Annotated in this window: 27 protein-coding genes and 1 tRNA gene; 21 read left to right on the top strand and 7 right to left on the bottom strand. The window is 34.6% G+C overall.

Going from position 1 to position 25098, the window contains the following annotated elements; all coding sequences use genetic code 11:
- Positions 1-31 precede the first annotated feature (31 nt).
- Positions 32-865 (top strand): OmpA family protein, encoded by an 834-nt coding sequence (locus BLT04_RS13675; RefSeq protein ID WP_089756332.1) that lies wholly within the window; start codon positions 32-34, stop codon positions 863-865.
- A 55-nt stretch (positions 866-920) separates the two neighbouring features.
- On the opposite strand, the gene BLT04_RS18930 is transcribed toward BLT04_RS13675, so the two are convergent.
- Positions 921-1061: a hypothetical protein gene (locus BLT04_RS18930; protein WP_170828479.1), complete on the bottom strand. Its 141-nt coding sequence runs from the start codon at positions 1059-1061 to the stop codon at positions 921-923.
- A gap of 182 nt (positions 1062-1243) precedes the next feature.
- Here BLT04_RS18930 and BLT04_RS13670 point away from each other — a divergent pair, with 182 nt between their 5' ends.
- The 5 genes from BLT04_RS13670 to BLT04_RS13650 all read left to right on the top strand — a co-directional run bounded on the left by BLT04_RS13670 (position 1244) and on the right by BLT04_RS13650 (position 4756).
- Positions 1244-1891 (top strand): O-methyltransferase, encoded by a 648-nt coding sequence (locus tag BLT04_RS13670; protein ID WP_089756331.1) that lies wholly within the window; start codon positions 1244-1246, stop codon positions 1889-1891.
- Positions 1892-1979: 88 nt separating this feature from the next.
- On the top strand, positions 1980-2696 hold the full coding sequence (locus BLT04_RS13665) for a C40 family peptidase (RefSeq protein ID WP_089756330.1): 717 nt from the start codon (positions 1980-1982) through the stop codon (positions 2694-2696).
- A gap of 16 nt (positions 2697-2712) precedes the next feature.
- Positions 2713-3180 carry a DUF1648 domain-containing protein gene (locus BLT04_RS13660; protein WP_089756329.1) on the top strand — a complete coding sequence of 156 codons (468 nt, stop codon included), beginning with the start codon at positions 2713-2715 and terminating at the stop codon, positions 3178-3180.
- Positions 3177-3521, top strand: coding sequence for a cupin domain-containing protein (locus BLT04_RS13655; RefSeq protein ID WP_089756328.1), 345 nt, complete (start codon positions 3177-3179; stop codon positions 3519-3521). The genes BLT04_RS13660 and BLT04_RS13655 overlap by 4 nt, the downstream gene beginning before the upstream one ends.
- A gap of 5 nt (positions 3522-3526) precedes the next feature.
- The gene (locus BLT04_RS13650) at positions 3527-4756 is read left to right on the top strand and encodes a 3-deoxy-D-manno-octulosonic acid transferase (RefSeq protein WP_089756327.1); all 1230 of its coding nucleotides are present in this window, start codon (positions 3527-3529) and stop codon (positions 4754-4756) included.
- Here BLT04_RS13650 and BLT04_RS13645 read toward each other — a convergent pair.
- From BLT04_RS13645 to BLT04_RS13635, 3 genes are read right to left on the bottom strand one after another with little or no spacing between them, the layout of a single operon-like run.
- Entirely contained in the window at positions 4748-5374 is a 627-nt protein-coding gene (locus tag BLT04_RS13645) for a deoxyuridine 5'-triphosphate nucleotidohydrolase (protein ID WP_089756326.1), read from the bottom strand. The genes BLT04_RS13650 and BLT04_RS13645 overlap by 9 nt on opposite strands.
- Positions 5374-6132: a glycosyltransferase family 2 protein gene (locus BLT04_RS13640; protein WP_089756325.1), complete on the bottom strand. Its 759-nt coding sequence runs from the start codon at positions 6130-6132 to the stop codon at positions 5374-5376. The genes BLT04_RS13645 and BLT04_RS13640 overlap by 1 nt, the downstream gene beginning before the upstream one ends.
- 17 nt (positions 6133-6149) lie before the next feature.
- Positions 6150-7133, bottom strand: coding sequence for an acyltransferase family protein (locus BLT04_RS13635; RefSeq protein ID WP_089756324.1), 984 nt, complete (start codon positions 7131-7133; stop codon positions 6150-6152).
- Between the two features lie 198 nt (positions 7134-7331).
- On the opposite strand from BLT04_RS13635, the gene BLT04_RS13630 reads away from it, so the two are divergent.
- The 11 genes from BLT04_RS13630 (at position 7332) to BLT04_RS13580 (ending at position 18055) form a co-directional block, all read left to right on the top strand.
- Positions 7332-7805, top strand: a complete 474-nt coding sequence (locus tag BLT04_RS13630) for a lipocalin family protein (RefSeq protein ID WP_089756323.1) — start codon at positions 7332-7334, stop codon at positions 7803-7805.
- Positions 7806-7982: 177 nt separating this feature from the next.
- Complete coding sequence (locus tag BLT04_RS13625) at positions 7983-11021, top strand: leucine--tRNA ligase (protein WP_089756322.1); 3039 nt, start codon at positions 7983-7985, stop codon at positions 11019-11021.
- 241 nt (positions 11022-11262) lie between these two features.
- Positions 11263-12126, top strand: a complete 864-nt coding sequence (locus BLT04_RS13620) for a MotA/TolQ/ExbB proton channel family protein (RefSeq protein ID WP_089756321.1) — start codon at positions 11263-11265, stop codon at positions 12124-12126.
- A 64-nt stretch (positions 12127-12190) separates the two neighbouring features.
- Positions 12191-12799 (top strand): ExbD/TolR family protein, encoded by a 609-nt coding sequence (locus BLT04_RS13615; protein WP_089756320.1) that lies wholly within the window; start codon positions 12191-12193, stop codon positions 12797-12799.
- Positions 12800-12808: 9 nt separating this feature from the next.
- Positions 12809-13372, top strand: a complete 564-nt coding sequence (locus BLT04_RS13610; protein ID WP_089756319.1) for an ExbD/TolR family protein — start codon at positions 12809-12811, stop codon at positions 13370-13372.
- A gap of 22 nt (positions 13373-13394) precedes the next feature.
- Positions 13395-14237: an energy transducer TonB gene (locus BLT04_RS13605; protein ID WP_089756318.1), complete on the top strand. Its 843-nt coding sequence runs from the start codon at positions 13395-13397 to the stop codon at positions 14235-14237.
- 72 nt (positions 14238-14309) lie between these two features.
- On the top strand, positions 14310-14507 hold the full coding sequence (locus BLT04_RS13600; protein ID WP_317040696.1) for a DUF308 domain-containing protein: 198 nt from the start codon (positions 14310-14312) through the stop codon (positions 14505-14507).
- The gene (locus BLT04_RS13595; protein ID WP_089756317.1) at positions 14497-15363 is read left to right on the top strand and encodes a PstS family phosphate ABC transporter substrate-binding protein; all 867 of its coding nucleotides are present in this window, start codon (positions 14497-14499) and stop codon (positions 15361-15363) included. Before BLT04_RS13600 ends, BLT04_RS13595 begins: the two co-directional genes overlap by 11 nt.
- A gap of 90 nt (positions 15364-15453) precedes the next feature.
- Positions 15454-17106, top strand: coding sequence for a tetratricopeptide repeat protein (locus tag BLT04_RS13590; protein WP_089756316.1), 1653 nt, complete (start codon positions 15454-15456; stop codon positions 17104-17106).
- Between the two features lie 118 nt (positions 17107-17224).
- Positions 17225-17944, top strand: a complete 720-nt coding sequence (gene bshB1, locus BLT04_RS13585; RefSeq protein WP_089756315.1) for a bacillithiol biosynthesis deacetylase BshB1 — start codon at positions 17225-17227, stop codon at positions 17942-17944.
- Between the two features lie 35 nt (positions 17945-17979).
- Positions 17980-18055 (top strand) — tRNA-His (locus BLT04_RS13580).
- Positions 18056-18193: 138 nt separating this feature from the next.
- Here BLT04_RS13580 and BLT04_RS13575 read toward each other — a convergent pair.
- Both BLT04_RS13575 and BLT04_RS13570 read right to left on the bottom strand, forming a co-directional pair.
- Entirely contained in the window at positions 18194-18529 is a 336-nt protein-coding gene (locus tag BLT04_RS13575; protein WP_027375472.1) for a DUF3276 family protein, read from the bottom strand.
- 99 nt (positions 18530-18628) lie between these two features.
- Positions 18629-20290 (bottom strand): ABC transporter ATP-binding protein, encoded by a 1662-nt coding sequence (locus BLT04_RS13570; protein WP_089756314.1) that lies wholly within the window; start codon positions 20288-20290, stop codon positions 18629-18631.
- 91 nt (positions 20291-20381) lie between these two features.
- On the opposite strand from BLT04_RS13570, the gene BLT04_RS13565 reads away from it, so the two are divergent.
- The 4 genes from BLT04_RS13565 to BLT04_RS13550 all read left to right on the top strand — a co-directional run bounded on the left by BLT04_RS13565 (position 20382) and on the right by BLT04_RS13550 (position 23079).
- A complete protein-coding gene (locus BLT04_RS13565) occupies positions 20382-21287 on the top strand; it encodes a transcription antitermination protein NusB (RefSeq protein ID WP_089756313.1) in 906 nt (301 codons plus the stop codon).
- Positions 21288-21298: 11 nt separating this feature from the next.
- Positions 21299-21823, top strand: a complete 525-nt coding sequence (locus BLT04_RS13560; RefSeq protein ID WP_170828478.1) for a DUF1573 domain-containing protein — start codon at positions 21299-21301, stop codon at positions 21821-21823.
- 4 nt (positions 21824-21827) lie between these two features.
- Positions 21828-22208 (top strand): preprotein translocase subunit YajC, encoded by a 381-nt coding sequence (gene yajC / locus BLT04_RS13555; protein WP_089756312.1) that lies wholly within the window; start codon positions 21828-21830, stop codon positions 22206-22208.
- 139 nt (positions 22209-22347) lie between these two features.
- Positions 22348-23079, top strand: a complete 732-nt coding sequence (locus BLT04_RS13550; protein WP_089756311.1) for an SDR family NAD(P)-dependent oxidoreductase — start codon at positions 22348-22350, stop codon at positions 23077-23079.
- A gap of 154 nt (positions 23080-23233) precedes the next feature.
- Here the strand turns inward: BLT04_RS13550 and ligD are convergent, their stop codons facing one another.
- Positions 23234-25084 carry a DNA ligase D gene (ligD, locus tag BLT04_RS13545; protein WP_089756310.1) on the bottom strand — a complete coding sequence of 617 codons (1851 nt, stop codon included), beginning with the start codon at positions 25082-25084 and terminating at the stop codon, positions 23234-23236.
- Between the last annotated feature and the right edge of the window lie 14 nt (positions 25085-25098).

Here is a 25098-nt window from a genome sequence, read left to right as displayed (position 1 = left end):
CTAAATTTGATTCGTCTAAAAAAGATTATTTATGAAGATTTTTAAAATTTTAGCAGTTTCTGCAATGGTGTTGGGATTAACGTCTTGTATCAGTAAAAAACAGTATGATGCCTTGAGTTCAAACTACAAGCAATGTATTGAAAACATCGGTGAAAGACAAAGAGAAATCCAGGATTTGAAATCGCAAAATTCTGCGTTGACTGGAGAGAATAATTTACTGAAAAGTCAGCATGATGCTTTAAAATCATCACTTGATGCTTGTTTGTCAAATACAGGAAAAAGCTCTGCAAATATTGATAAATTGGTAAGCGAGATCAATTCTTCAAATTCTTATATTAAGCAATTGATTTCTAATAATGCTAAAAACGACAGTTTAAATTTAGCATTGTCAAACAAATTAAAAAGATCTTTGGATAATGTAACCGACGAAGATGTGCAGGTGAAAGTATTAAAAGGAGTTGTAATGATCTCACTTTCAGATAAAATGCTGTATAAAGTTGGAGATTATAATGTATTGCCTGCTGCTCAGGAAGTGTTGGGAAAAGTAGCGAAAGTAATAAACGATTATGACAAATATTCTGTATTAATTGAAGGGAACACTGATAATTCACCTTTAAGTTCTCCAAATTTACCGAAAGACAACTGGGATCTTTCTGCTTTGAGAGGTACGGCAGTTGCAAAAGTTTTACAGACTCAATTCGGGGTTGATCCTGCAAGAATTACGGCTGGCGGACGTTCCGAATACAATCCTAAAGCGACAAACATGAGCGTTTCGGGAAGAGCTGAAAACAGAAGAACGGAAATTATCATTATGCCTAAGCTTGACGAGTTTATGAAGCTAATGGATATTGCGCCTAAAAAATAATTTACAATATATACGTATAAATAAATCCCGAAGAAATTCGGGATTTTGTTTTTCATTAAATTAATTCTTCTTTTTTCAATAATGAAATAATTCTTTGCAAAAATGAATTGGATATTTCGGTATTAGTTTTTTTCGACGCCGGAACCCTCTTTTCGGCAGGCTCTTCAGATTCCTTTGTAGTGATTCTCTTATTCATGGCTGTGCTTTTACCCCTTAATGTTTAAATTCTAAAGCAAAGGTATTTTTTTTATAAGGCAAAACCATCCGTATTTTTACGGTATTTTATTGTGCTTTTCCCGGTTTTTTGAAAATAAGATCGCCAATAGTTTTATCTTTTTCTTTATATTTAAGTAAATTTGAGCAACAAAAACTTGTAGAATGAGCTTTTTTGAAGAAACAAATCCTGAAATGGACAGGTATCTGGAAAATCACGCGTCTTCCGAGCCTGAAATTCTGAAAAAATTAAGAAGGGAAACATATCAGAAAACAACACAGCCTCATATGATCTCCGGATATCAGCAGGGAAGATTATTAACGATAATTTCCCAGATGATGCAGCCGAAAAATATTCTTGAAATCGGCACTTTTACGGGATATGCTACACTTTGTTTAACAGCAGGGTTGGCAAAAGATGGAAAAATCACAACTTTAGATGTTAATGAGGATCTGGCATACCTTCCGAAAAAATATTTTGGTGAAAGTGAATATGCAGATCAGATTGATTTTAAGCTTCAGGATGCAAAAGAATTTTTAAGACAAACCGATGAGGTTTTTGATCTTGTTTTCATTGATGCGGATAAAGAAAATTATGCCGAATATTTCAGATTGATTAAGCCCAGAACAAAATCCGGTTCGGTGGTACTATTTGACAATGTTCTTTGGTACGGCAAAGTTTTAGAAGAAAACCCGAAGCAGAAATCTACTCAAATTATTAAGGAATTAAACGATTTGATCGCAAAAGACAATGATTTTGAAAATCTTATTTTACCTTTGCGGGACGGAGTAAATTTCCTGAGAAGGAAATAATTAAAAGATTAAAGAATTCAGAGATTTAGAAATTAGAAAGCCTGTAATTTTCTTAATTCCTAAATTTCTTAATCTCTAAATTTAAAAGATGAATAAAGGAATTTGTATAGTTACAGTAGCGCCGGTGCGTGCGGAAAATTCTGACAAAGCGGAAATTGTTACGGAAATATTGTTTGGCGAAAGCGCAGATATTTTGGAAGTCAATAAAAACTGGACCAAGATAAAAATGCACTACGACGGCTATGAAGGCTGGATGGACACCAAACAGCTCAGACCTGTAACGGAGGAAGATTTGGCAAAAAGAAAAGTAACTGTAGTCACGGAAGATTTTTCGTCAGTAATAATGAATGACGGAAAAACTTTACTTTCAATGGGTTCGGAAGTTGAATTTCCTGCTGTAGCATCAAGAAGAAGTCATGATGTACGTGAAAGTGTGGCTTTAACGGCAAGAGAATTCCTTAATGTGCCTTATTTGTGGGGCGGAAAAAGCTTTTTTGCGGTAGATTGTTCCGGTTTTACACAATTGGTGTATAAAGTTCATCATATTAAGCTTCCGAGAGATACTTCTCAGCAAGTGGAAGTGGGTGAATCATTAACTTTTGTTGAAGAAAGTCAACCGGGGGATTTGGCGTTTTTTGAAAATGAAGATGGGAAAATTATTCATGTGGGAATCATGCTGGAAAATCAGAAAATCATCCACGCTTCCGGAAAAGTGAGGATCGATACGCTGGATTCTACAGGGATTTTCAATAAAGAACTGAATAAGCATACGCATAAATTGAGAGTTATTAAAAGCATACTTTAACTTAAATTGATCTGAAATGGGAAATGTAATTTTAGGAATTTTTGATGTTCTTAATTTCGGATTGGTGGTTTTTCTGTGGTGGTTTACCTTGAAAAATTATAAAGCTTTGCCACAGACAATTCCTATTCATTTCGATTTTGACGGAAAAGCTGATAATTTCGGAAGTAAAAAATATTCTTTTCTAATGCCTATTCTAATAACGGCAATCTATTTTTTGTTTGCTTTTATTGTTAGAAACCCTGAGAGTTCAAATTATCCCGTAAAAATTACAGCAGAAAATCAGGATGCGCAGTTTTTTATCATGAAGTTTTTTCTAAGATGGTTATTTTTAGTTATTTCATTAATATTTTTGAATAGTCAGGACTATATGTTCAGATATTCTTTTGATGAAAACGCAAAACCGAGAGTGCCGATGGCAGCATCGATATTTTCTGTTATCGGAAGCTTGATTATCCTATTCATTTTTGTAGGTCTTTTCAAATGATAAAATCTAAAAATAATTCACACCATTATATTTGGGGAAGCAACTGTGATAGCTGGGTTTTAAATAATTCCGAAAACCTTTCGGTCAAGCAGGAAAAAATGCCACCTAATACTTCTGAAAAGCTCCATTTTCATGAAAAAGCTGAACAGTTTTTCTATATTTTAAAAGGAGAAGCTATGTTTTATATCAATGATGAAAAATTTTCTGTAAAAACCGGAGAAAGTATTACTATTATTCCAAAGTCAAAACATTATATTTCTAATGAATCTCCACAAGAATTAGAATTTTTAGTGATCTCAAGCCCGTCAACCAATAACGACCGAACAGAAGTTAAAAAATAAATTATATGTCTTTCTTTTACAACATATTTGTCAATCTTCTCATTTTCGGAATGAAAGTTTTTTCGTTGTTTAATGATAAAACTAAAAAAGGCGTTGAAGGAAGAAAGGAATCTTTAGAAAAAGTAAAATCTGAATTTTCAACGACAGATAAAGTCATTTGGATGCACGCCGCAAGCCTTGGTGAATATGAACAGGGACTTCCTGTTTTAGAACAGTTAAAGCAACAGTTTCCCGACCATAAAATTTTAGTGACTTTCTTCTCTCCATCGGGTTATGAGAATGTAATTAAGAAGAAAAATATTGCAGATATAATTTGTTATTTACCCTTTGATAAAAAGAAAAATGTGCAACAATTTATCTCGCAGTTTAGTCCTGAACTATTTTTTACGGTGAAGTATGATTACTGGTATAACCTATTGGAAGAATTGAAAAATAAAGGGACAAAAACGCATGTTATTTCCGCGCTTTTTTATGAAAGACAGGCATTTTTTACCTCTTACGGAAAATGGTTTGTCAAGCAGCTGCAGAAAAATATCGACTGGTTTTTTCATCAGACAGAGTTTTCATTGGCACTGGCAAAAAGTATAGGTCTTACAAAATCTTCTGTGACCGGTGATACCCGATTTGACAGAGTGAAACAGCTGAAACAAAGAGATAATCACGTAGATTTTATCAAGGAATTTATTGATAATAAAAAAACGGTTGTTTTCGGGAGCTCGTGGCAGGCAGAAGAGAAAATTGCAGAAAAAATTTCGCAAAAGAATGACGATTCAAAAATTATTATTGCGCCTCATGATCTGAAAAGAGTCCAGAATTTAAAGCAAATGCTTCCGGATGCGCTTTTATATAGTAAAATATCTGATAATCAAAATTTTACTGATATTCAGGTGCTAATTATTGACAGCATCGGTTTGCTTTCAAAATTATATTCTTACGCTGATATTGCGGTTGTTGGCGGAGGTTTTCACGATGCGGGATTGCATAATATTTTAGAAGCTGCAGCTTTTGGAGTTCCTGTGATTTTTGGAAATCAATATAGGAAAAATCCTGAAGCAGATGATCTGATCGAGGCCAATGGCGGAAAATCTTTTGAGAATGAAGGAACTGCAGCCGAATATGTTCTTTTCCTTCTCGATGATAATGAAACGCTGCAGTTAATGTCTGAGAACGCTGGAAAATTCGTTGCTGATAAACCCAATTCGACAGAACTTATCTTGAAGAAAATTTTATCTTAAAAATCCCTGAGCCTTTATTTCTTTAATAATCGAATCTAAATTTTCGGGAATATTTTCACATTTCAACCAATTAAGATCAATGCTGTTGTTGATGCAAAGCTTTTGAAGGTAATTATTGTCTTTTATTTTCTTGTGAAGTTCGCTTAAATGTTCGTCAATTTCAATCCAGTAATCTTCATCTAATTTTTTAGTTAACAATAAAGATTTAACGATTTTATTGATCAGATAAATATACAATTTGTACACATTATCAAACCTTTGTCGGCTAAGATCCTGGTTGTGATCTAAGATTTTATTAATCAGTAATAAATTAAGAGAAACTTCCCCGAATTTATCCGTTGTGATTTTTACGTGTTCTGTAATTTCGGCACTTATTTTTCGGACGATACTCAGAAAATATTTTTGATTTCCGATGTATTTTGATGCTAAAAGAATTTTTTCGTCAATGATTTCTTCCATTGCATCTCGTTTATTATCAGTGGTTTCCTGATCAATTAATTCGAAATACAGTTTTTTCGATAAAAGCTTATCTTTTTTCAGTAACCTGAAAATCAGACGGTCTTTTTCTACACTGGAAAAAGCACTCAATGCTGCTTTAAACTCTTTTGAATATTCCATTAATTAAAAAATTTAGAATATTTTAAAAATCCGTTTACAGCCCAGTTTGTTGTGTAATACAAAGATTTTAAGGTAGAAAATCCCATAAAATCTTTATACACCAAATATTGATCAACAATGATATTTTTCTTCTTTCTTGAAACGCTGTTTTCTCGCATTCTGTATTTTGCCAGCGTTTTTTTCAAAGGATATCCTTTCGGGATTTCTTTCAATAAATTCAGCCACATCACGTGATCTTCACGTTTACTTTTGATCGGGAAGAAAAATTTTCCGACTCTTTTTGTGTCGTACATCGTAGAAACGGGCGCGAGTCTGCAGGTTTTTAATAAATTTGAAAATGTTACAATTTTATCAGCGATAAAATCCTTCAAAATAGGCTCCATCGTATGCTCATCACATCTTGAATAATTGCAATACACCAGCTCTGCATTGTTTTGCTGCATAAAACCGGTCATGGTTTCCAGATAAGCGGGATACCAAAGGTCGTCGGAATCCAAAAAGGCAATATATCTTCCCTGAGCTCTCTCAAGGCTTTTGTTTCGGGCATTTCCGGCGCCTCCGTTTTGTGCTAAGACGTGCAGCTTTATTCTCGGATCGTTGTATTTTTTAATAATTTCGATCGTATTATCTTTAGAAAGATCGTCTGTGATGAGCCATTCCCAATTTTCATGGGTTTGATTCAGAACAGATTGTATCGTTTCTTCGATAAATTCTGCTGAATTGTAGCAAGGGGTAATGATGGAAACAAGGTCTTTCATTCGTGTTTTAAAATTAATTATAAAAATTTTTTCTCATAAAAATGCCATGAGCTGACGCCGACACCAATTACCACCAACATGCATACCAAAGCCATTACGAAAGGATTATAGTCTTCAAATAATCCCAGTGTCGTAAATGTTCTGATAATAGGGAAGTGGAAAATATAAATCCCGTACGTGAAATCTCCGTATTTCCCGAAATTATTTAAGAATTTAAATGAATAGGCAATATAAAGTACAATAACACCAATCATTATGGGAGAAATTAATTTAATATCAAAAATTAAATCGATCCAAACGGTAATAACTGCAACAATAAAAAGTGGATTTTTATACTTAATAAATTTATCAAAATTAAAATAAATCAGCATTCCGGGGATGAAATAGCACAATACTCCGGGAATCTGTTTTGCAAGTGAGATTTTATTCAATGATTCAAAATAATTAAGATAAATCAATGATAAGAAGTAAATAATAATCAAACTTATATTTCTGTATTTATTGTTTTTTCCGAATAGTAAAAATAACAAAGGCACACAAAAATAATAGCACATTTCTACCTTGAGCGTCCAAAGGGCTCCGTTAACAGCCTGATTGCCGAAAACTCCGGGAAGCCACGGTGCTTTGAAATTCAGGAACAGGGAATTCCAGAAAAGATATTTATAAACCTGTGTATTGGTAAAATATTCGTAGAAAGAAAGTTTACTTACCAAACTTAATAATATGGCGCATAAAAATACAACCAGTAAATAAGCGGGAACAATTCTCAAAATCCTCTTTTTCAGATAACTTTTTAAACTTGAAGATCTTTCATAGCTTCTTGCGATAAGAAATCCGCTGACCACAAAAAAACCGAAAACGGCAATTTCTATCGGGCTATGTTCAAAAATTTTGAGGTCTTTTGAGGCACTGAGCGTTCCCAAATGTCCTACAAAAACGATAAAAGCGAGGAGAACACGGATAAAGTCAAAATTATTTTTCGTAATGTCTTGCATCTGCATTTGCAATGTTTTGTGCAAAAATAGTTTTTTTAATAAAATACAAGCGTTTTGTTTTCATGAATATTTGTTAAATAAAGGTAATTTTGAGCTTTAAGATTTTTAAATAGACAGAAATATGGGTTTTTAAAATAATTTTTGATAAAAAATGATTAAATAAATCAAAAAAATTATAATTTTAGGCCTTGAAAAATTTGATACATGAAGAAATTAGCATTATTATTTGCAGGTTTATCATTATTAGTGGCTACGGGATGTAACGACGATGACGAAACGGTAATGGAATATCCACTTGTGGGAACATGGCAACCGCTGAAAGAAGTTGTTACAACGATTCCTGCTTCGGGTGCGGGAATTTCTGACGAAATTACTTACTCGGCCTGCCAACAGGAGGGAAGATGGGTGTTTAACGAAAATCTGTCCGGGAAGATTACAGAAAGAGGCGAAACAGGGACTCCTGCGGTTTGCAGCACAATTTCTGAAAAAAATATCGTATATACTTATGATAAAACTGAAAAGACCATTCAGATCAAATATCAGGGTGTTGTCGTTACTGATAAAGGAAAAGTAACTTTGCTCAACGATACGACGATGAACCTGAAAATAGAAGATACGACGGATCCTAACGAATATCAGTCTACAACTTATACATTCAAGAGAATTCCTCAGCAATAAGTTTGGATTAAAAATTATAAAAGATCTCATCTTCGGATGGGATTTTTTTGTTGACAGCTTTGCGAGAATTAATTCAAAATTAAATTTCCATTTCTTTTAAAATCATTATTTTTGTGAATCTTGATTTTAGAATTAAAAATCTAATATCTAAAATTTAACATCTAATATCTAAATAAAGTGTTTTACGATCATCAGCAGATAGAAAAAAAGTGGCAGAAATACTGGGAAGAAAACCAAACGTATAAAACTTCCAATAACACAGACAAACCAAAATTTTATGTTCTCGATATGTTTCCGTATCCGTCGGGAGCGGGGCTTCACGTAGGTCATCCGCTGGGATATATCGCATCAGATATTTATGCGAGATATAAAAGACATCAGGGTTTTAACGTTCTCCACCCGGTTGGCTACGACAGTTTCGGACTTCCTGCTGAGCAATATGCAATTCAGACAGGGCAGCATCCTGCCATTACAACAGAACAAAATATTACCAGATACGAAGAGCAGTTAAGAAAAATCGGTTTTTCATTTGACTGGAGCCGAGAAGTGAGAACTTCCGACCCTTCTTATTATAAATGGACACAATGGATTTTCATTGAATTGTTCCACTCATGGTATAATAAAAATACAGATAAGGCGGAATCGATCTCTACTTTAATTAAACATTTTGAAGAAAAAGGAACAGAAGATTTAAATGCCAATCAAAACGATGAATTAAATTTCACCGCAGAAGAATGGAAAAACGCTTCTGAAATCGATAAAGAAGATATTTTATTAAATTATCGTTTAGCCTACAGAGCGGAAACGACAGTAAACTGGTGTCCTGCTTTAGGAACGGTTCTGGCAAACGATGAGGTAAAAGACGGAAAATCCGAAAGAGGAGGTTTCCCTGTTTATCAGAAAAAAATGATACAGTGGAGCATGAGAATCTCTGCTTATTCTGAAAGATTATTACAAGGATTAAAAACTCTTGACTGGCCTCAGCCTTTGAAAGATTCTCAGGAATACTGGATCGGGAAATCTCAGGGAGCGCAGGTGAGATTCAATGTTGAAGGTCATGATGAGATCGTTGAAGTATTCACCACAAGGCCAGATACAATTTTTGGAGCAACCTTCATGGTGCTGGCTCCGGAAAATCCTTTAGTGGAAACAATTACTACTCCGGAACAGAAAATTGAGGTAGATACTTATATTGAAGAAACTTCCAAGAAAACCGAGAGAGACAGAATGGCTGATGTGAAAAACGTTTCAGGTGCTTTTACGGGAAGTTATGCGATCAATCCTTTCAGCAATGAAAAGATGCCAATCTATATTTCAGATTACGTATTGATGGGGTACGGAACGGGAGCTGTCATGGCTGTTCCTGCACATGACGAGCGTGATCACAGATTTGCAAAGAAATTTAATTTAGAAATTAAAAAAGTTGTTGAAACTGACGAAGATGTTCAGGAAAAATCTTTTGATTCTAAGACCAGCGTTTGTGTCAACTCAGATTTCTTAAACGGATTAAATTACGACGAAGCAAAAGCATTAATAATTGATGCTATTGAAAAGAAAGGAATCGGCCACGGAACGACGAACTACAGACAGCGTGATGCGATTTTCTCAAGACAGCGATATTGGGGCGAGCCGGTTCCTATCTATTATAAGGAAGGAATGCCTTACACGTTGCCGACTTCTGCTTTGCCTTTGGAACTTCCTGAAGTTGAGAAATATTTACCGACAGAAGACGGAGATCCGCCATTAGGAAATTCAAAAACTTTTGCCTGGGATGAAGCGAACCAAAAAGTGGTTGCAACAGATTTAATTGATGATAAAACGGTATTTCCGTTAGAATTATCTACAATGCCGGGTTGGGCGGGAAGTTCGTGGTACTTCCTTAGATATATGGATCCAAATAATGGTGAGGTTTTTGCTAATAAAGAATTGTCGGATTATTGGGGGCAGGTAGATTTATACATTGGAGGTAGCGAGCACGCAACCGGTCACTTATTATATTCCCGTTTTTGGAATATGTTCTTAAAAGACAGAGAATATATTACTCATGATGAGCCTTTCCAAAAATTGATCAATCAAGGGATGATTTTGGGGATGAGTGCGTTTGTATATAGGTTATTTGGAAACTATAATCAAGAGCAAATTAACAATAAACCTGATTTTGAAAGTATTGTTTATCCGCAAAATATTTTTATTTCCTTACAGTATAAAAGAATGTTACAAAGCTATTTATCAGATATTTACGAATGTAAATTAAAGAATAAATCTACTTTAAATATTATTAAACCAACAGAAGTAGAATTTTTAGAGCGAGAATATTTAAAAAAACTTAAAGAATTAAATCCTCAATCTCAACAATTAGACTTAGGAACTTTAAATTTAGAAATTGGTTATCAGCAAATTCATATTGATGTATCTTTATTAAAAGGAACATCTGACGAATTGGATACGGAAGCTTTCAAAGCCTGGAGACCAGACTACGCTGATGCAGAATTTATTTTGGAAGACGGAAGATACATCACAGGTCGTGAAGTAGAAAAAATGTCCAAGTCAAAATACAATGTTGTAAATCCTGATGACATCTGCGAAGAATACGGAGCGGATGGGTTGAGATTGTATGAAATGTTCTTAGGACCGTTAGAACAATCCAAGCCTTGGAACACACAAGGTCTAAGTGGAGTATATGGCTTCCTGAAAAAATTCTGGAATTTATATTTTAACGAAGATCAATTTGAAGTTTCTGACGAAGAACCTACAAAAGCAGAATATAAAGTATTGCATACATTAATAAAGAAGGTCGTTTACGATATTGAGAACTTCTCTTTTAATACATCTGTATCATCATTTATGATCGCAGTAAACGAATTACAGAAAATAAAATGCAACAAACGCAATATTTTAGAACCTTTAGCCGTTATCATCTCTCCGTATGCCCCGCACATCTGTGAAGAGCTTTGGAGCCTGCTTGGTCACGATACTTCTATCGAGTTTGAGAAATTCCCTGTGCTGAACGAGGATTACTTAATAGAAGACGAGATTGAATATCCGGTAAGTGTAAACGGTAAAATGAAGTTCAAAATTTCACTTTCTGCACAGCTTTCTGCCAAAGAAGTTGAAGATTTAGTGATAAAGGACGATAGAATGCAGCAAATTTTGGAAGGTAAAACCCCGAAAAAAATCATTGTTGTGCATCACAGAATTGTGAATATAGTAATTTAAAAAAAAGTTAACATTGGCAAATTAAAAAAAATGAAGGCTTAATTTTTTTAATTTTTTAACGTATTTTTAAAAATTGAGGATTATTGCCAAAAAAAGAGAAAATAATTGTAATATCGAAATCGTATTAAAATTTCGTTGTCGAAAAAAACTGAAATGTTTATTTGAGACTATTGCATTTTAATTAATTTTGCCTTTAATTTACACCCTGTAAAATTTTTAAAACAATATAATTTAGTTAAATATGGAAATGAATGTTTCAAAAAATGATGAGCAAGTAGTTGCTAGAAAGAAAGGAGGGTTAAACCCGGGAGTTATCATCCCTATTTTATTCGTAATTGGTGTTGCGATCTATTTATTTGTTCTTGGTAACCCAGGAAACTTTAAACCAGATCCAAGAGTTTCAGGTGCTTCAGTTGCATTAGCTGACATCGAGGCTAAGGAACTTCACCCGGAATCTTTCATGGGAATCGTTTACATGGGAGGTCCTATCGTGCCAATTTTGATTACTTTCATGATTACTGTAATCGTTTTCTCTTTCGAGCGTTATTTCGTTCTTAAAAGAGCAGCTGGTTCAGGAAATCTTGATAACTTCGTAGTGAAAGTTAGAAGCCTTCTAAACCAAAACAGAGTTGATGAAGCTTTAGAGGAGTGCGACAGACAGCAAGGTTCTGTAGGTAATGTAGTGAAAGAAGGTCTTACAACTTACAAAGCATTAGCCAATGACACTACTTTAAATAAAGAGCAGAAAATGGTAGCTCTTAACAAAGCAATTGAAGAGGCTACGACTCTTGAAATGCCAATGTTGGAGAAAAACATGATGATCCTTTCTACTTTAGGTACTGTTGCAACGTTAGTAGCACTTTTAGGTACAGTAATCGGGATGATCAAGGCATTCTTCGCATTAGGTTCAGGTGGTGGTACTCCGGATGCTGCTGCACTTTCTACAGGTATCTCTGAAGCATTGATTAATACAGCTTTAGGTATTGGTACTTCAGCAATCGCGATCATCCTTTACAACTTCTTTACTTCTAAAATTGACGGATTAACTTACAAGATCGACGAGATCGCAATGAGTATCCAGCAATCTTTCGCAGAATTCAACTAAGAATTATTTTTAGCAAGAAATTTGCAGTAGTAAAAACGAAGTTTAATTAAAAGTAAATAATAATATGGCGAGAGTCAAACCTAAAAGACATGGAGTAGTTACGGATATGACGGCAATGTGTGACGTTGCATTCCTACTGCTTACATTCTTTATCTTGACCACTCAGTTTAAAAAACCTGACGTGGAACAAATAAAACCGCCATCTTCAATATCAGAAAAATTGCTTCCTGATGCAAGCTTAATGTCTGTAAATGTAACTCCTGGAGGAAAATTTTATTTCCAGCCTGTTGAAAACGGTACTGAAAGAATTCAGCTACTGGATAATATGGGACAAAAATATGGGGTAAGTTTTACAAATGCAGAAAAAGTGGCATTCACAAAAGTTCAGGCAATTGGTGTTCCGATGACTCAGTTAAAGAGTTATTTAGATCTACCTGAAGATGAGCAGAAAGCGTTTAAAGGAGCTCCTGGAATTCCTATGGACAGTACAAATAGACAATTAGTTGACTGGATTCAACAGAGTTTAGCAATAAACCCTCAGTATAAATTAGCCATCAAAGGCGATGTTAATACTGAATATCCTAAAGTTAAAAGTTTATTTGAAGGTTTAAGAGATATTGATTTTCTTAAATTTTGGTTGATTACATCACAAGAAGGTAACCCTAATAAATAATTAGAAGAAATGGCAGAAGTACAAGTACAGGAAAAGGGTGCCAAGGGCGGTAAGGTCCGCTCCAAGAAACAGAGCACCCGAGTAGATATGACTCCGATGGTGGACTTAGGGTTTCTTTTGATTACCTTCTTTATGTTCACAACTACGTTTAGTAAACCAAACGTTATGGATTTGGGTCTTCCTGCAAAACCAAAGGAAAACCAGAAACCACCAGATACAGAAATTAAACTTTCTAATTCTATTTCTTTATTATTAGGTAGAGACAATAAGATTTTTTGGCACCAACAAGATAATACATCTCTGACGGATCAGAATCTTAACGAAACTACTTTCGACAGAGAAGGAATAAGAAAAGTAATTGAGCAGGCAAAAGCCAGAGCAGCTGACAGATCTAAGTTTACTGTGATCATCAAGCCTACTGACGATGCTGTATATAAAAACTTTGTTGATATTCTTGACGAGATGGCAATTACCAAAAGTGAGCAGTACGGTGTTACCGATGTAAAGCCTTGGGAAAAAGCTATTTATGAAAAGAAAGTTGGTCCGGCTCCTGCCAAACCTGCTACAAAGTAATTAACCATAAATTTATAAAGATATGGCAGATGAAAATTCATACAATGATAATCTAACTTTAGATGAAATTGTATTTCAGAATAGAAATAAGGAGTACGGAGCATATGATTTAAGAAGTAACTATCCAAGATTACTGACAAGATCATTTCTTATCGGAACAGCATTTTTTGTTCTTGCAGTTGCTACGCCATTCATCGTGATGAAAATCAAACAGATGAATGCAAAAGAGGAAGTTAAGGTTGAGGCCAACCTTGTTGACGTATTGCAGGAAGATAAAATTATTGAGCAACCGGAAGATGCACCGCCTCCACCACCACCTCCACCAAAAGAAGAGGAGAAAATTGAAGTAATTCAAAACGTGGTACCGGAGCCTAAAAAAGCCCCGAAAATTGAAACTCCGCCGCCGCCAATTTCTAAGCAATTAGATACGCAAACGGGTCTTCAGAATCAGGAAGGAGTAAAAGCTCCGGCTTATACGCCACCGCCGCCGCCACCTTCTACAGGTACCAGAACTTCAACTGCTGAGGTTAAGCCTCAGGTAAGTGATACTCAGGTATATACGGAAGTAGAGCAAACGGCAGAATTCCCTGGAGGTATTAATGCTTTCAGAAATAAAGTTTCTAGTAACTTTGACGGTTCTGCGATGAACGGTGATGAAGGTACGGTAAAAGCTGAAGTTACTTTCGTAGTAGAAAGAGATGGAAGTATTACTGACGTTAAGGCTAGTGGTGGAAACGCAGATTTCAACTCTGAAGCTGTGAGAACGATCAAGTCAATTAAAAATAAATGGACTCCTGCTAAAATTAATGGACAATCTGTACGTTACAGATTCAGACTTCCATTAACAATGAATTTTGAAGGATAATTTATCTTTAAATAATAATTAAAAAAGAGAAGCTTATGCTTCTCTTTTTATTTTTTTTGGTATTTTTGTTATATGATGTTCAATTGGTTATCACTAGTCACAGGTTTGTTTTACATTGTTTTAGGAATTGTAATCATTACCTATAAATTCTTTTTTGTTATCCTCGAGCCTACAATTGCCTATCCTTTAGGTATTGTAATGATTATTTATGGCGCTTTCAGGATTTTCAGGGCAATTTCCAGACTCAAAAAAACAGACGATGAAAATTAAATTCTTACTCCTTTCGTTTATTTTTATCATCTTAGGATGTCATAAAGAGGATAAAAATGTTCCTACCTATAATAAAGGAAATCTTACAATTCTTACCGATGAATCTTTTAAAAGCGTTACAGAAGCTCTTTCTGAAGGGTATATGATTAATTATCCCGAGACCCATTTTAAAGTTCAAACCAAAAAGGAAGACTTGGGCTTCTTAGACTTATTAAACAATAAAGCGAGAATCGTTGTAATGTCAAGATCTCTTTCTAAAGGTGAAATAAAAGCTTATGAAGAGAAAGTAAATTTAAAATATTTACCGGCAAGATTTGCGGCAGATGCTGTAGTTTTTGTAGTTCCTAAAAGTTCTGCCAAAACTAAAATAACGATGGAGGAAATTACCAACGGATTAAATTCTGATGATAAAAACTTTATATTTGACGGTACAAACTCAAGTAATTTAAATTTTGTAGCTGAAAAATTAAAGAAACAACCCCGGGATCTTAAATTTTCAATTATTTCCGGAAATCAGAATATCATTGAACAATTAAATAAATATCCTGATAAAATTGGAGTTATCGGATTAAATACATTAAGCCGACCTTATGATAAAACTTCAGAAAAATTAAGAGAAATTGTTAAAATTCTTCCTGTTGAAAATAAAGGGAAAGCTTATTTTCCTGATTCTGAAGGCTTGAGAGAAATGAATTATCCGTTTACAAGAGTGTTGTATTTTTTAACAAGCGAAGGAAATTTCAGCATTGCCAACGGATTTATAAGGTTTTCTTGTACCCAATTAGGACAAATGATTGTTCAGAAGGAAGGTTTACAACCATACAATTTGTATAGAAGAGAAGTACAAATGCGTTAAAAAATATTAAATTAAGCTTTTACCCAAAATAAATACACTATTTTGGTCCAAAAATTGTGTAATACTTAAATCAATATAGAAAAATATAAAATGAAAGATATAATGAATATGAATGTAAAGAAGATTGCTTTTGGAGCTGCAGTGGTGTTTTTCACCCAATTTGCCTTCGCACAAACGGTACAGGATGGTATCAACAGTATGGATAGCGATAAATTTGCCCAAGCAAAAACTAATTTTACTAACATGATTGCTACGGCACCTACAGCTGAAAATTATTTCTACTTAGGAAATACATATTTAAAGCAAGGTGAGCCGGATTTTGCAGCTGCTACAGATAGTTTCAATAAAGGTCTTGCTGCTGACAGTAAAAGTTACCTTAACAAAATTGGTCTTGCTGCTGTAAAATTAGGAAAAGGAGATAAAAATGCAGTTGCCGAAATTCAGAAAATTGTAACAGATTCGAGAGAAAAAGACGCTGAAGTATTGTTCAGAGCTGCTGAAGCTTTAACATTATTTGAGAAAAATAACTCACCTGACTTAGCGATCCAGTACCTGAATAAAGCTATTGAAAGGGCTCAGAGAAAAGAGGTTCCTGCTCATTACTATTATACACTGGGAGATGCTTACAGATTAAAGAAAGTGCCTGGTGATGCGATGACAGCATACGATAAAGCGCTTCCTCTTGCTAAAAATAAAGCTTCCGTGTATACAAGAATCGGTACTTTATGGATGGCTGCACAACAATGGCAACAGGCAAAAACAAGTATTGATAAGGCAATTGCTACAGATCCTTCATATGCACCTGCTTACAAGGCATTGGCGGCCTATGATATCAGATATCAGCAAAATGCTAAGGCAACTCAGGATTTGATCAACTATACAAAATATGCTGACGAAGATCCATATACTCAATTAGAAATTGCTAAACTTTATTTTACCAATGAAGATTATGCAAACTCTAAGCAGGTTTTAGACAAGATCTTTGACAAAATTAATGATCCTATTAAGTTCAAATTAAGAGCTTATCAGCTATATGCAGACGGAAAATATGCCGAAGCTAAGCAAAACATGGATTCTTTTGTTTCTCAGGCAGATAAAACAAGAGTACAACCTGCTGACCAAGGTTTACAAGGTCTAATTGCTGCAGGTTTAGCAAAAACAGAAACTGATGCTGCTAAAAAATCTGCATTAATGTCTGAAGCTCAGCAAAAAATTGCTATTGCAAAAGCAGCAAAAGATGAAACGATGAAGTGGGATTTAGAGTTAGCTAATATTGCCGGAGGTGGTGGTGCTTCTCAGTCTGCTGCTGATTCAGGACCTACTAACCCGACTATTGAAGGATTAAAGCAAAAAGTAGCTGCAAACCCTCAGGATTCTGATTCTTTATTCAAATTAGCAACAGCTTATCAGGATGCTAAAAACTGGAACGGAGCAATTCTTACTTGGCAGAAAATGACTGCATTGCTTCCGGATTGGGCGCCTGCCTATTACAGCCAGGGATATTCTTATCAACAGGCTGGAAATAATGAAGCGGCTAAAATCGCTTACGAAAAATTCATCAGTACGGTAAAACCTGCTGATCAGGAAGCTAACAAGCAGACCTTAGCTTATGCTTACTTTGCGGTAGCATATATGGCTAAAGATAATGACTTGGCTAAAGCTAAAGATTATGTAGCAAAATCATTGCAGTTGGATCCAACGTATGAAGATGCTATTAATTTGAATAAGCAGATTAATAAGTAATTTAAAATTTAAATTATACATATATAAAACTTCCCATTCGTAATGTTTGGGGAGTTTTTATTTTTAATGCTATATTTGGAAATTATGAAAACGGCTTTGATTAAAGAATAAAGAATAAATGAAAACAGACATACTTGCTTTTGGAGCTCATCCCGACGATGTGGAATTAGGATGTGGGGGAACAATCGCTAAATTAATTTCTGAGGGAAAAACCTGTGTAATTGTTGATCTTACAAAAGGTGAATTGGGAACCCGCGGAACAGATGAAACGAGAAAAGTTGAAGCCGGAAACTCCATGAAAATCCTGGGAGTTTCTGCCAGGGAAAATTTAGGAATGAAAGATGGCTTTCTTAAGAATTCCGAAGAATATCAAATGAGGATCGTAAAAATGGTCCGTAAATACCGCCCGGAAATCGTTTTAGCGAATGCAATTGATGATAGACATCCAGACCATGCAAAAGGGGCGAAATTAGTATCGGATGCGTGCTTTTTAGCCGGCTTAAGAAAAATTGAAACAGTTTTAGATGGTGAAAATCAGGAAGTATGGAGACCGAAGCAAATTTTCCATTATATTCAATGGAAAAATATTGAGCCGGAATTTGTAATTGATATTTCGGAACATCTTGAAAAAAAAATCGAAGCCTGTATGGCATTTAAAACGCAGTTTTATGATCCGACTTCAAAAGAACCGGAAACTCCAATTACATCAAAAGATTTTTATGAAAGTCTGACGTACCGGGCCCAGGATTTGGGAAGATTATCGGGAGTTACTTATGCTGAGGGATTTACGTCTGAGAAGTTATTAGCGTTGAAAAATTTTGACGGAATTATTTTGTAATTAAAAAATCTTTCTTATATTTGCACCACCAAAACGGTGATTGTAGCTCAGTTGGTTAGAGCGCCGGATTGTGGTTCCGGAGGTCGGGGGTTCGAGACCCCTCATTCACCCACAGATAAACACATTTTCATATTGAGAATGTGTTTTTTATTATTATTTAATATGCTTTTAATTTTAAAAATTCATTAAAAATATAAGCATAAAAAAAGCATCCTTTTTCAGATGCTTGTGTTTTTAGATATTTTTGGCTTAAACTTCGTCGTCAGAATCGATCGTGAAAGATCTGCTTTTGAAGTCTTTGTCATGTTTTTCTGATATTACATCCTCACCTTTTTCGTTAATGATGAAATCTGTGGATTCATTAAACATCTCCTGAAAACTTTTAAAATCTTCTTTGTAAAGATAAATTTTGTGCTTTTCGAATGTAGCCTCTCCATTCTCTCCGAAGTTCTTTTTGCTTTCGGTAATCGTAAGATAATAATCTCCTGCTTTCGTCTCGCGCACATCAAAGAAATAAGTTCTTCTCCCTGCTTTTAACACCTTCGTGAAAATTTCATTTTCATGGCGTTCCTTGTATTCACTCATTGTTAGATATTTTTTAATCTTGTTAAGAACAAATATAAAAGTTTTCTTTTAATCACAAAATTTTTTTTATGATTTATTTAACATTTGTGAACAAATGCGCTATGCGGTTACAGAATTGGTAATTTCGGTAAGATTAATTATTTTATCAGCTCTTTGCGCGCTAGACTCTCTGTGAGTGATGATTATGGATGTTGCGTTATGAATTTTAGCATCAATATTTTCGAGGATATTTTGCTCAGTTTCGGTGTCTAAAGCCGATAAAGAATCATCAAAAATAATGATATTAGGGTCTTTAATTAAGGCTCTGGCAATACAAATCCTTTGTTTCTGACCTCCCGAAAGCATCACGCCGCGTTCACCCACCATTGTTTTATACTGATCTTTAAACTCAATGATATTTTTGTCGACATCGGCAATTTTTGCATATTCAACGACTTTTTCGTGAGACGGGCTGTCGATTGCAAAACCGATATTACGCTCAATAGAATCCGAAAAAAGATAACTTTCCTGGGGAATATAGCCGATGTAATTTCTATAATTATCAAGATTGTGATCTTTGAGATTTTTACCGTCAATTAAGATTTCACCTTCTGTAGGATCGATCAGGCGACAAAGAAGAAGAGCAATGGTAGATTTTCCGCTTCCGGTTTTTCCCATGATCGCTAAAGATTCTCCCGCATTTATTTTGAAGCTTAAATTATCTAATGCCTTAATTCCTGTATTTGGATAGACATAAGAAACATTTTTGAATTCAATATCACCTTTAATAGGATAAATGTCAAAGTTTTTGTTGATAACTTCAGATTTTTTATCCATAAACTCATTGATTCTCTGCATAGAAGCTTCTGCTCTCTGATTCACGGAAGTTACCCAGCCAACCATTGAGAAAGGAAAAATTAAGGTGTTGATATACATGAAAAAGTCGGCGATTTTACCGATGCTTAATTGTCCGTCGATATATTTTTGGCCACCAATTAAAATAATCGCCACATTCAGCAAACCGATTACGAATAAAATAATGGTAAAGAAATATGCTTCAGTTTTAGCTAAATCGAGCGCTTTGTTTTGATAATCGGTAACTTTTACGCCATAGTTTTTTTTAATATAACTTTCTCTTGCGAAAAATTTTACCACTCTGATCCCTGAAAAGCTGTCTTGAACAAAAGTTGAGATCGCAGACTGGCTTTTCTGCATGATCTTCGACTTTTTATTAATAACAGAACTTACCTTATATATTAAATAGGATAAAACAGGAAGAGGCAGCAATGTCCAAAGTGTCATCGAAGCATCGGTTTTCACCATATAAATAGCCGTGATAATGACAAGAACCAATAAATTGGCAACATACATGACGCCCGGGCCCAAATACATTCTTACGGCAACGACATCTTCACTCAATCGGTTCATTAAATCTCCGATGGTGGTTTGTTTATAATCTGTAAGAGATAATTCCTGATAATGTCTGTAAATTTTATTTTTCAGCTCGTATTCGATTCTTCTTGAGGCAACAATAATGGTCTGTCGCATCATAAAAGTGAAAAAACCAGTCAGTAACGAGCAGCCTACAATAATTCCGACATAAAAAAGAACCTGCTGATTAAAGCCCAAATGACCGCCTTTGGTGAGCTCATCTACTGATTTTCCTACAAACTGTACTTTATATGTATTGAAAAAATTACTGGCAATGATAAATAATAACCCCCAAAATAATAATATTTTGTGCTTCCAGAAGTAAGGGTTCAGAGTTTTTAAAGCTTTCATAAAGTTTTACAAAATTACAAAAAATACCATCAGACTACGAATTTCATAAATTTTAAATTTTGTATCTTTGCACCCATAAAAAGCTCTTTGAATGTTAGGAAGACGACAAATCCGTGAAAAAGTAGTAGAAAGTGTGTATTCTTACTACCAAAATCCAATAAAATTTGATGTTTTAGAGAAAAATATGTTCTCTGGAATAGAAAAAATCTATCATCTGTATATCTATGAACTGAATTTTTTGGTTGCATTAAAAGATCTTGCAGAGCATCAGATCGAAATTGGTAAGAATAAATACATTAAAACTGATGCTAATACCAATCCTAACCAGAAATTTATCAACAATCAAGTTCTTATTAAGCTGGAAGAAAATCCCGAAAGGCTGTTTTTTACCGGTCAGCATAAACAGCTGAAATGGGATCTGCATGATGATTTATTGGTTAAAACTTTTCAAAGGATTACCGCAGGAAAACGTTATCAAGATTTCATGAAAGAAGATGGATATTCTTTTGAGGAAGATCAGAAATTTATCGGTAAATTATTCTTGAGATATATTGCTGAAAACGAAGATTTCCATGATTATCTTGGTGATAAGGAACTGACTTGGTACGATGATATTCATATTGCCAATTCGATGGTTCAGAAAACAATCGGTTTCCTGAGAGAAAATGAAGAAAGCAGAACTTTAATTAAAATGATTAAAGATGAAGATGATGAGGCTTTTGCGGGGAAACTCTTGAGAGATACCCTTAATAATTGGGAAACCAACGAAAAAAAGATCGGAGAAAGGCTCGACAACTGGGACATGGAAAGAGTGGGATTAATGGATAAGGTGATTTTAACAACTGCTGTTTCTGAATTGGATAATTTTCCTTTCACGCCTTCAAGAGTAATTATTAATGAATATATTGAGATCGCAAAAGTGTTTGCAACAGACCGTTCAAATATTTTTATTAATGGAATTTTAGATAAATATTGTAAAGATTTAAATAGAATATAAAATATTTTAATATGAAAAAGACGTTATCAATTATCGCTTTGTCTATTATAGGCTTTGGTTTGGTTTCTTGTAAAAAAGAAAATAAAGAAGCCCAGAGTACAGCAACTGTAGCTGCAGATTCTTCTGCAACAGCAACACCTACAGCATCAACTGATTCTGCCTCTGCTACTGCAACGCCTGTTACAACTGCAGAAGCTGGAACACCGGCTCCGTCAAATCAGCCGTCAACGACAGTCGCTTTGTCTGAAAGTAATTTCGATTTCGGAAACGTTAAAAAAGGGGATAAAGTACAGCACATTTATGAGGTTACCAACACAGGAAAAAATCCTTTAGTGATTTCAGAGGTTAAGCCAGGATGCGGATGTACAGTGCCTGATTTCACAAAAGAGCCTATCATGCCGGGTAAAAAAGGAAAAATTACCTTACATTTCGATTCTTCAAACTTTGACGGAAATGTGAATAAATATGCGGATGTTTTTGCTAATGTAGAAAAAGCGCCAATTAAATTAACATTCACTGCGAATATTCAACCATAATATAATGAATTTATTATCAATATTTTTACAGGCACCCGCATCAGGAGGAAATTCTCCAATGATGCTTATCATGATGGGGGTGATGTTTGTAGGTTTTTATTTTTTAATGATAAGACCTCAGCAAAAAAAGGCAAAACAAGAGAAAAATTTTCAGGAAAATCTAAAAGTAGGAACTAGAGTAGTGCTTACTTCAGGTCTTCACGGAAGAATTGCCCAGGTTCAGGATGATGGATTTGTTATTGAAACCTTATCAGGAAAATTGAAGTTCGAAAAAGCAGCTATTTCCAGAGAATTTACAGAAAACCGTTTTGGAGATAAAGCCAAAACTGCTGAAAAAACTGTGGAAAAAGCAGACAAAAAAGAAATCGAAACTGAAAAGAATTAATTTTTAGTTTTAAAAATTTCGTTTCGGCGCGGTGAGCTTTGCTCACCGCGCCGAAACTTTTTATAATAATTAATTGTGTTATTCGTGAAAACAGTTGTGAAATTTGTGTTTAAATTTTAAAATAAAATATCTTTGCCCCATGAATCAAAACACAAACAAAACCGTTCTCATTCTAGGCGCGAATTCTGATGTTGCCAAGCAATGCATTAAACAATACATTCAGAAAGGATTTTCTGTAATTGCTGCTTCCAGAAATATAAAATCGTTGGAAGAATTTGTTCAGCAAAATAAATTCAGTTCGGAAGTCACGATTTTAAGTTTTGATTCGGCAGATTTTGATTCTCACAAAAAATTTTACAATGAACTATCTCTAAAACCTCATATTGTAGTATATGCAGCAGGTTTTTTAGTGGATAATGAAAAGGCTCTGAGAGATTTCAAAGGAACCAAACAAATGATGATGGTGAATTACATGGGAGCAGTTTCCATACTGAATATTATTGCAATGGATGAAAGCAATAAAAATTTAGAAAGAATCATTGGTTTATCTTCACTTTCGGGCGTTCGGGGAAGAAAAAGCAATTTCGTTTACGGAAGTACAAAAGCCGCTTTTACAACGTATTTAGCTGGCTTGAGACAGGAATTAGCTTCAAAAAATATTAAAGTCAATGCTTTAGTAATTGGTTATATCAGAACAAAAATTAATGAAGGTTTACAATTAAATGAATCTTTAATTATGGAGCCGAATTATGTCGCAAGATATATCGTTAATGCCGGAAATTCCTTCATTATTGTTCCAAATTTAAAATGGAAGATTATTTATTTGATTTTGAAAGTGTTGCCGGAGAGCTTGGTGGCGAAACTTCCTTAATTATATATTTTTAGTTAATCGATAGCCAGTTTTGTCATCCCCATAAGGGTCTAAGCATAGCATTAGAGAATTAATATGTAATAATTCGTGCTTAGATTCTTTCAGAATGACAAACATAGCGTAAAAACAAATGATATAATTTAAGAATATCAATTTATTCCTCCAACAATTCCAGCGCCTTCATCATATCAATTCCCTTTCCCAGAACAGGCTTAAACAGATCTCCTTTTGCTTTAATTCTTTCCAATGCATTATGAATGTTAAAATCGGTTGGTTTCAAACCTGGTTTCAATTCTTCCCACTCCAAAGGCATCGAAACGGAAGCGCCTTCTTTTGGTCTTAAGCTGTAGGCACTTGCTAATGTTTGTCCGGTTCTGTTTTGTAAATAATCGAGATATATTTTCTTGTCATCTCTTTTCTGCAAGCTTCTTTCTAAAGTAGTGATTTTGGGCAATTTTTCATTAACCTGTTTCATTAAAATATGAGCAAAATCTTTCACCTGGTCAAAATCATATTTTCCGCCCATCGGAATATAAACATGAATTCCCGTGCTTCCCGAAGTTTTACAATATCCTTTAACTTTAACTGAATTTAAAACTTCATTCACCTGTAAAGCTGTCTCAATCACATCATCATAAGTATTTTTCTTTGAAGGATCAAGGTCTAAAACCAGAAAATCAGGGTGTTCCAAATCCGGTAATGAAGAGTTCCAGGGATTAAGATCAATACAGCCTAAATTATTCAGATAAGCCAATGTAGCCTTGTCATTACAGTAAATATAATCGATGTATTTGTCATTTGATTCCGAATAAACCTGCGTCGTTTTTATCCAGTCGGGAATATTGTCACTCGCATCTTTCTGATAAAAGCTTTGCTCTTCAATTCCATTGGGGAATCGGTTTAAAGATAACGGGCGGTTTTTCAAATGGGGCAGAATGTATTCCGCAACAGACTGATAATATTCAATCACATCACCTTTTGTAATATCATCTTTCGGAAAATAGATTTTATCCTGATTGGTCAGTTTTACTTTATGCTTATTCAGGCTAATTTCCTTTTCTTTTTCAGAAGCTGCGGTTTTTTTTGATGGTGTTTTGGCTTTCATTTCTTTAGGTTTTTCATTAATATCTTCGGGATTTTTATCTTCACGTATTGCTACAAAAACAGGATGCCGGAAAATTCCGTCTTCTGTAATTTCAGAGAATTTTATCTCGCAGACAAGCTCAGGCTTCGTCCATGTTACAGGCATATTCGTTTTAGGAATCTTTTCAAACGGAGACGTTTTTATAATTAATTTTTTTAGCCGCTCATGCATTATGTTTAGCGATTCCTGGTTAAAGCCGGTGCCCGTATGCCCGGAATAAACCAGTTTTCCGTCAATATATTTTCCTAAAATTAATGCTCCGAAACCTTTTCTGGAACCTCTTGGCTCCGTAAATCCACAAATAATGACTTCTTCTGTATTGGTGAATTTTATTTTGAGCCAATCGCTGCTTCTGCTATTTTCAATATATAGGCTGCCTGCTTTTTTGGCAATCATTCCTTCCAACTGCATTTTTTTCATTTGATTAAAAAAATCGATGCCTTTTTCCGGAATATGGTCACAATATTTGATAACGTCTGTTTCAATTAATGCTTCTTTTAAAAGCTCTTTCCGTTGAATTAAAGGAATTTCCTCCGTAGAATGGCCATTAAGCCAAAGAATGTCAAAAACCTGATATGTTAAAGCCAGATTAGGATTATCTCCGATTTGCTGTAATAATTGGAAGTTGGGTTTTCCATTTTCGTCATAAGCTACAATTTCACCATCGAGGATCATTTTATGTTTTTGATTTTCGAAATCCTGTGAAACTTTATCAAATTTTGATAAAAAAGAAATGCCGTTTCTGGAATAGAAAAGAGGTTTTTCCTTGCTAAGATCGGCAACAGCACGATAACCATCCCATTTTATTTCGAAAATCCAATCTTCATCATCAAATGCTTTTTCAAAAGATTTGGCAAGCATCGGTTTAATAAAAT

Source organism: Chryseobacterium soldanellicola (assembly GCF_900100115.1).
In the GTDB taxonomy this organism is placed as follows: domain Bacteria; phylum Bacteroidota; class Bacteroidia; order Flavobacteriales; family Weeksellaceae; genus Chryseobacterium; species Chryseobacterium soldanellicola.
The sequence above is the reverse complement of the archived record's forward strand: the minus strand, read 5'-3'. Positions and strand labels throughout refer to the sequence as shown.

Excerpts from the sequence above, each read along its gene's own strand:
- BLT04_RS13675 (WP_089756332.1), top strand. The coding sequence starts at position 32 with ATGAAGATTTTTAAAATTTTAGCAGTTTCTGCAATGGTGTTGGGATTA.
- BLT04_RS18930 (WP_170828479.1), bottom strand. The coding sequence starts at position 1,061 with ATGAATAAGAGAATCACTACAAAGGAATCTGAAGAGCCTGCCGAAAAG.
- BLT04_RS13670 (WP_089756331.1), top strand. The coding sequence starts at position 1,244 with ATGAGCTTTTTTGAAGAAACAAATCCTGAAATGGACAGGTATCTGGAA.
- BLT04_RS13665 (WP_089756330.1), top strand. The coding sequence starts at position 1,980 with ATGAATAAAGGAATTTGTATAGTTACAGTAGCGCCGGTGCGTGCGGAA.
- BLT04_RS13660 (WP_089756329.1), top strand. The coding sequence starts at position 2,713 with ATGGGAAATGTAATTTTAGGAATTTTTGATGTTCTTAATTTCGGATTG.
- BLT04_RS13655 (WP_089756328.1), top strand. The coding sequence starts at position 3,177 with ATGATAAAATCTAAAAATAATTCACACCATTATATTTGGGGAAGCAAC.
- BLT04_RS13650 (WP_089756327.1), top strand. The coding sequence starts at position 3,527 with ATGTCTTTCTTTTACAACATATTTGTCAATCTTCTCATTTTCGGAATG.
- BLT04_RS13645 (WP_089756326.1), bottom strand. The coding sequence starts at position 5,374 with ATGGAATATTCAAAAGAGTTTAAAGCAGCATTGAGTGCTTTTTCCAGT.
- BLT04_RS13640 (WP_089756325.1), bottom strand. The coding sequence starts at position 6,132 with ATGAAAGACCTTGTTTCCATCATTACCCCTTGCTACAATTCAGCAGAA.
- BLT04_RS13635 (WP_089756324.1), bottom strand. The coding sequence starts at position 7,133 with ATGCAGATGCAAGACATTACGAAAAATAATTTTGACTTTATCCGTGTT.
- BLT04_RS13630 (WP_089756323.1), top strand. The coding sequence starts at position 7,332 with ATGAAGAAATTAGCATTATTATTTGCAGGTTTATCATTATTAGTGGCT.
- BLT04_RS13620 (WP_089756321.1), top strand. The coding sequence starts at position 11,263 with ATGGAAATGAATGTTTCAAAAAATGATGAGCAAGTAGTTGCTAGAAAG.
- BLT04_RS13615 (WP_089756320.1), top strand. The coding sequence starts at position 12,191 with ATGGCGAGAGTCAAACCTAAAAGACATGGAGTAGTTACGGATATGACG.
- BLT04_RS13610 (WP_089756319.1), top strand. The coding sequence starts at position 12,809 with ATGGCAGAAGTACAAGTACAGGAAAAGGGTGCCAAGGGCGGTAAGGTC.
- BLT04_RS13605 (WP_089756318.1), top strand. The coding sequence starts at position 13,395 with ATGGCAGATGAAAATTCATACAATGATAATCTAACTTTAGATGAAATT.
- BLT04_RS13600 (WP_317040696.1), top strand. The coding sequence starts at position 14,310 with ATGATGTTCAATTGGTTATCACTAGTCACAGGTTTGTTTTACATTGTT.
- BLT04_RS13595 (WP_089756317.1), top strand. The coding sequence starts at position 14,497 with ATGAAAATTAAATTCTTACTCCTTTCGTTTATTTTTATCATCTTAGGA.
- BLT04_RS13590 (WP_089756316.1), top strand. The coding sequence starts at position 15,454 with ATGAAAGATATAATGAATATGAATGTAAAGAAGATTGCTTTTGGAGCT.
- bshB1 (WP_089756315.1), top strand. The coding sequence starts at position 17,225 with ATGAAAACAGACATACTTGCTTTTGGAGCTCATCCCGACGATGTGGAA.
- BLT04_RS13575 (WP_027375472.1), bottom strand. The coding sequence starts at position 18,529 with ATGAGTGAATACAAGGAACGCCATGAAAATGAAATTTTCACGAAGGTG.
- BLT04_RS13570 (WP_089756314.1), bottom strand. The coding sequence starts at position 20,290 with ATGAAAGCTTTAAAAACTCTGAACCCTTACTTCTGGAAGCACAAAATA.
- BLT04_RS13565 (WP_089756313.1), top strand. The coding sequence starts at position 20,382 with ATGTTAGGAAGACGACAAATCCGTGAAAAAGTAGTAGAAAGTGTGTAT.
- BLT04_RS13560 (WP_170828478.1), top strand. The coding sequence starts at position 21,299 with ATGAAAAAGACGTTATCAATTATCGCTTTGTCTATTATAGGCTTTGGT.
- yajC (WP_089756312.1), top strand. The coding sequence starts at position 21,828 with ATGAATTTATTATCAATATTTTTACAGGCACCCGCATCAGGAGGAAAT.
- BLT04_RS13550 (WP_089756311.1), top strand. The coding sequence starts at position 22,348 with ATGAATCAAAACACAAACAAAACCGTTCTCATTCTAGGCGCGAATTCT.
- ligD (WP_089756310.1), bottom strand. The coding sequence starts at position 25,084 with ATGCTTGCCAAATCTTTTGAAAAAGCATTTGATGATGAAGATTGGATT.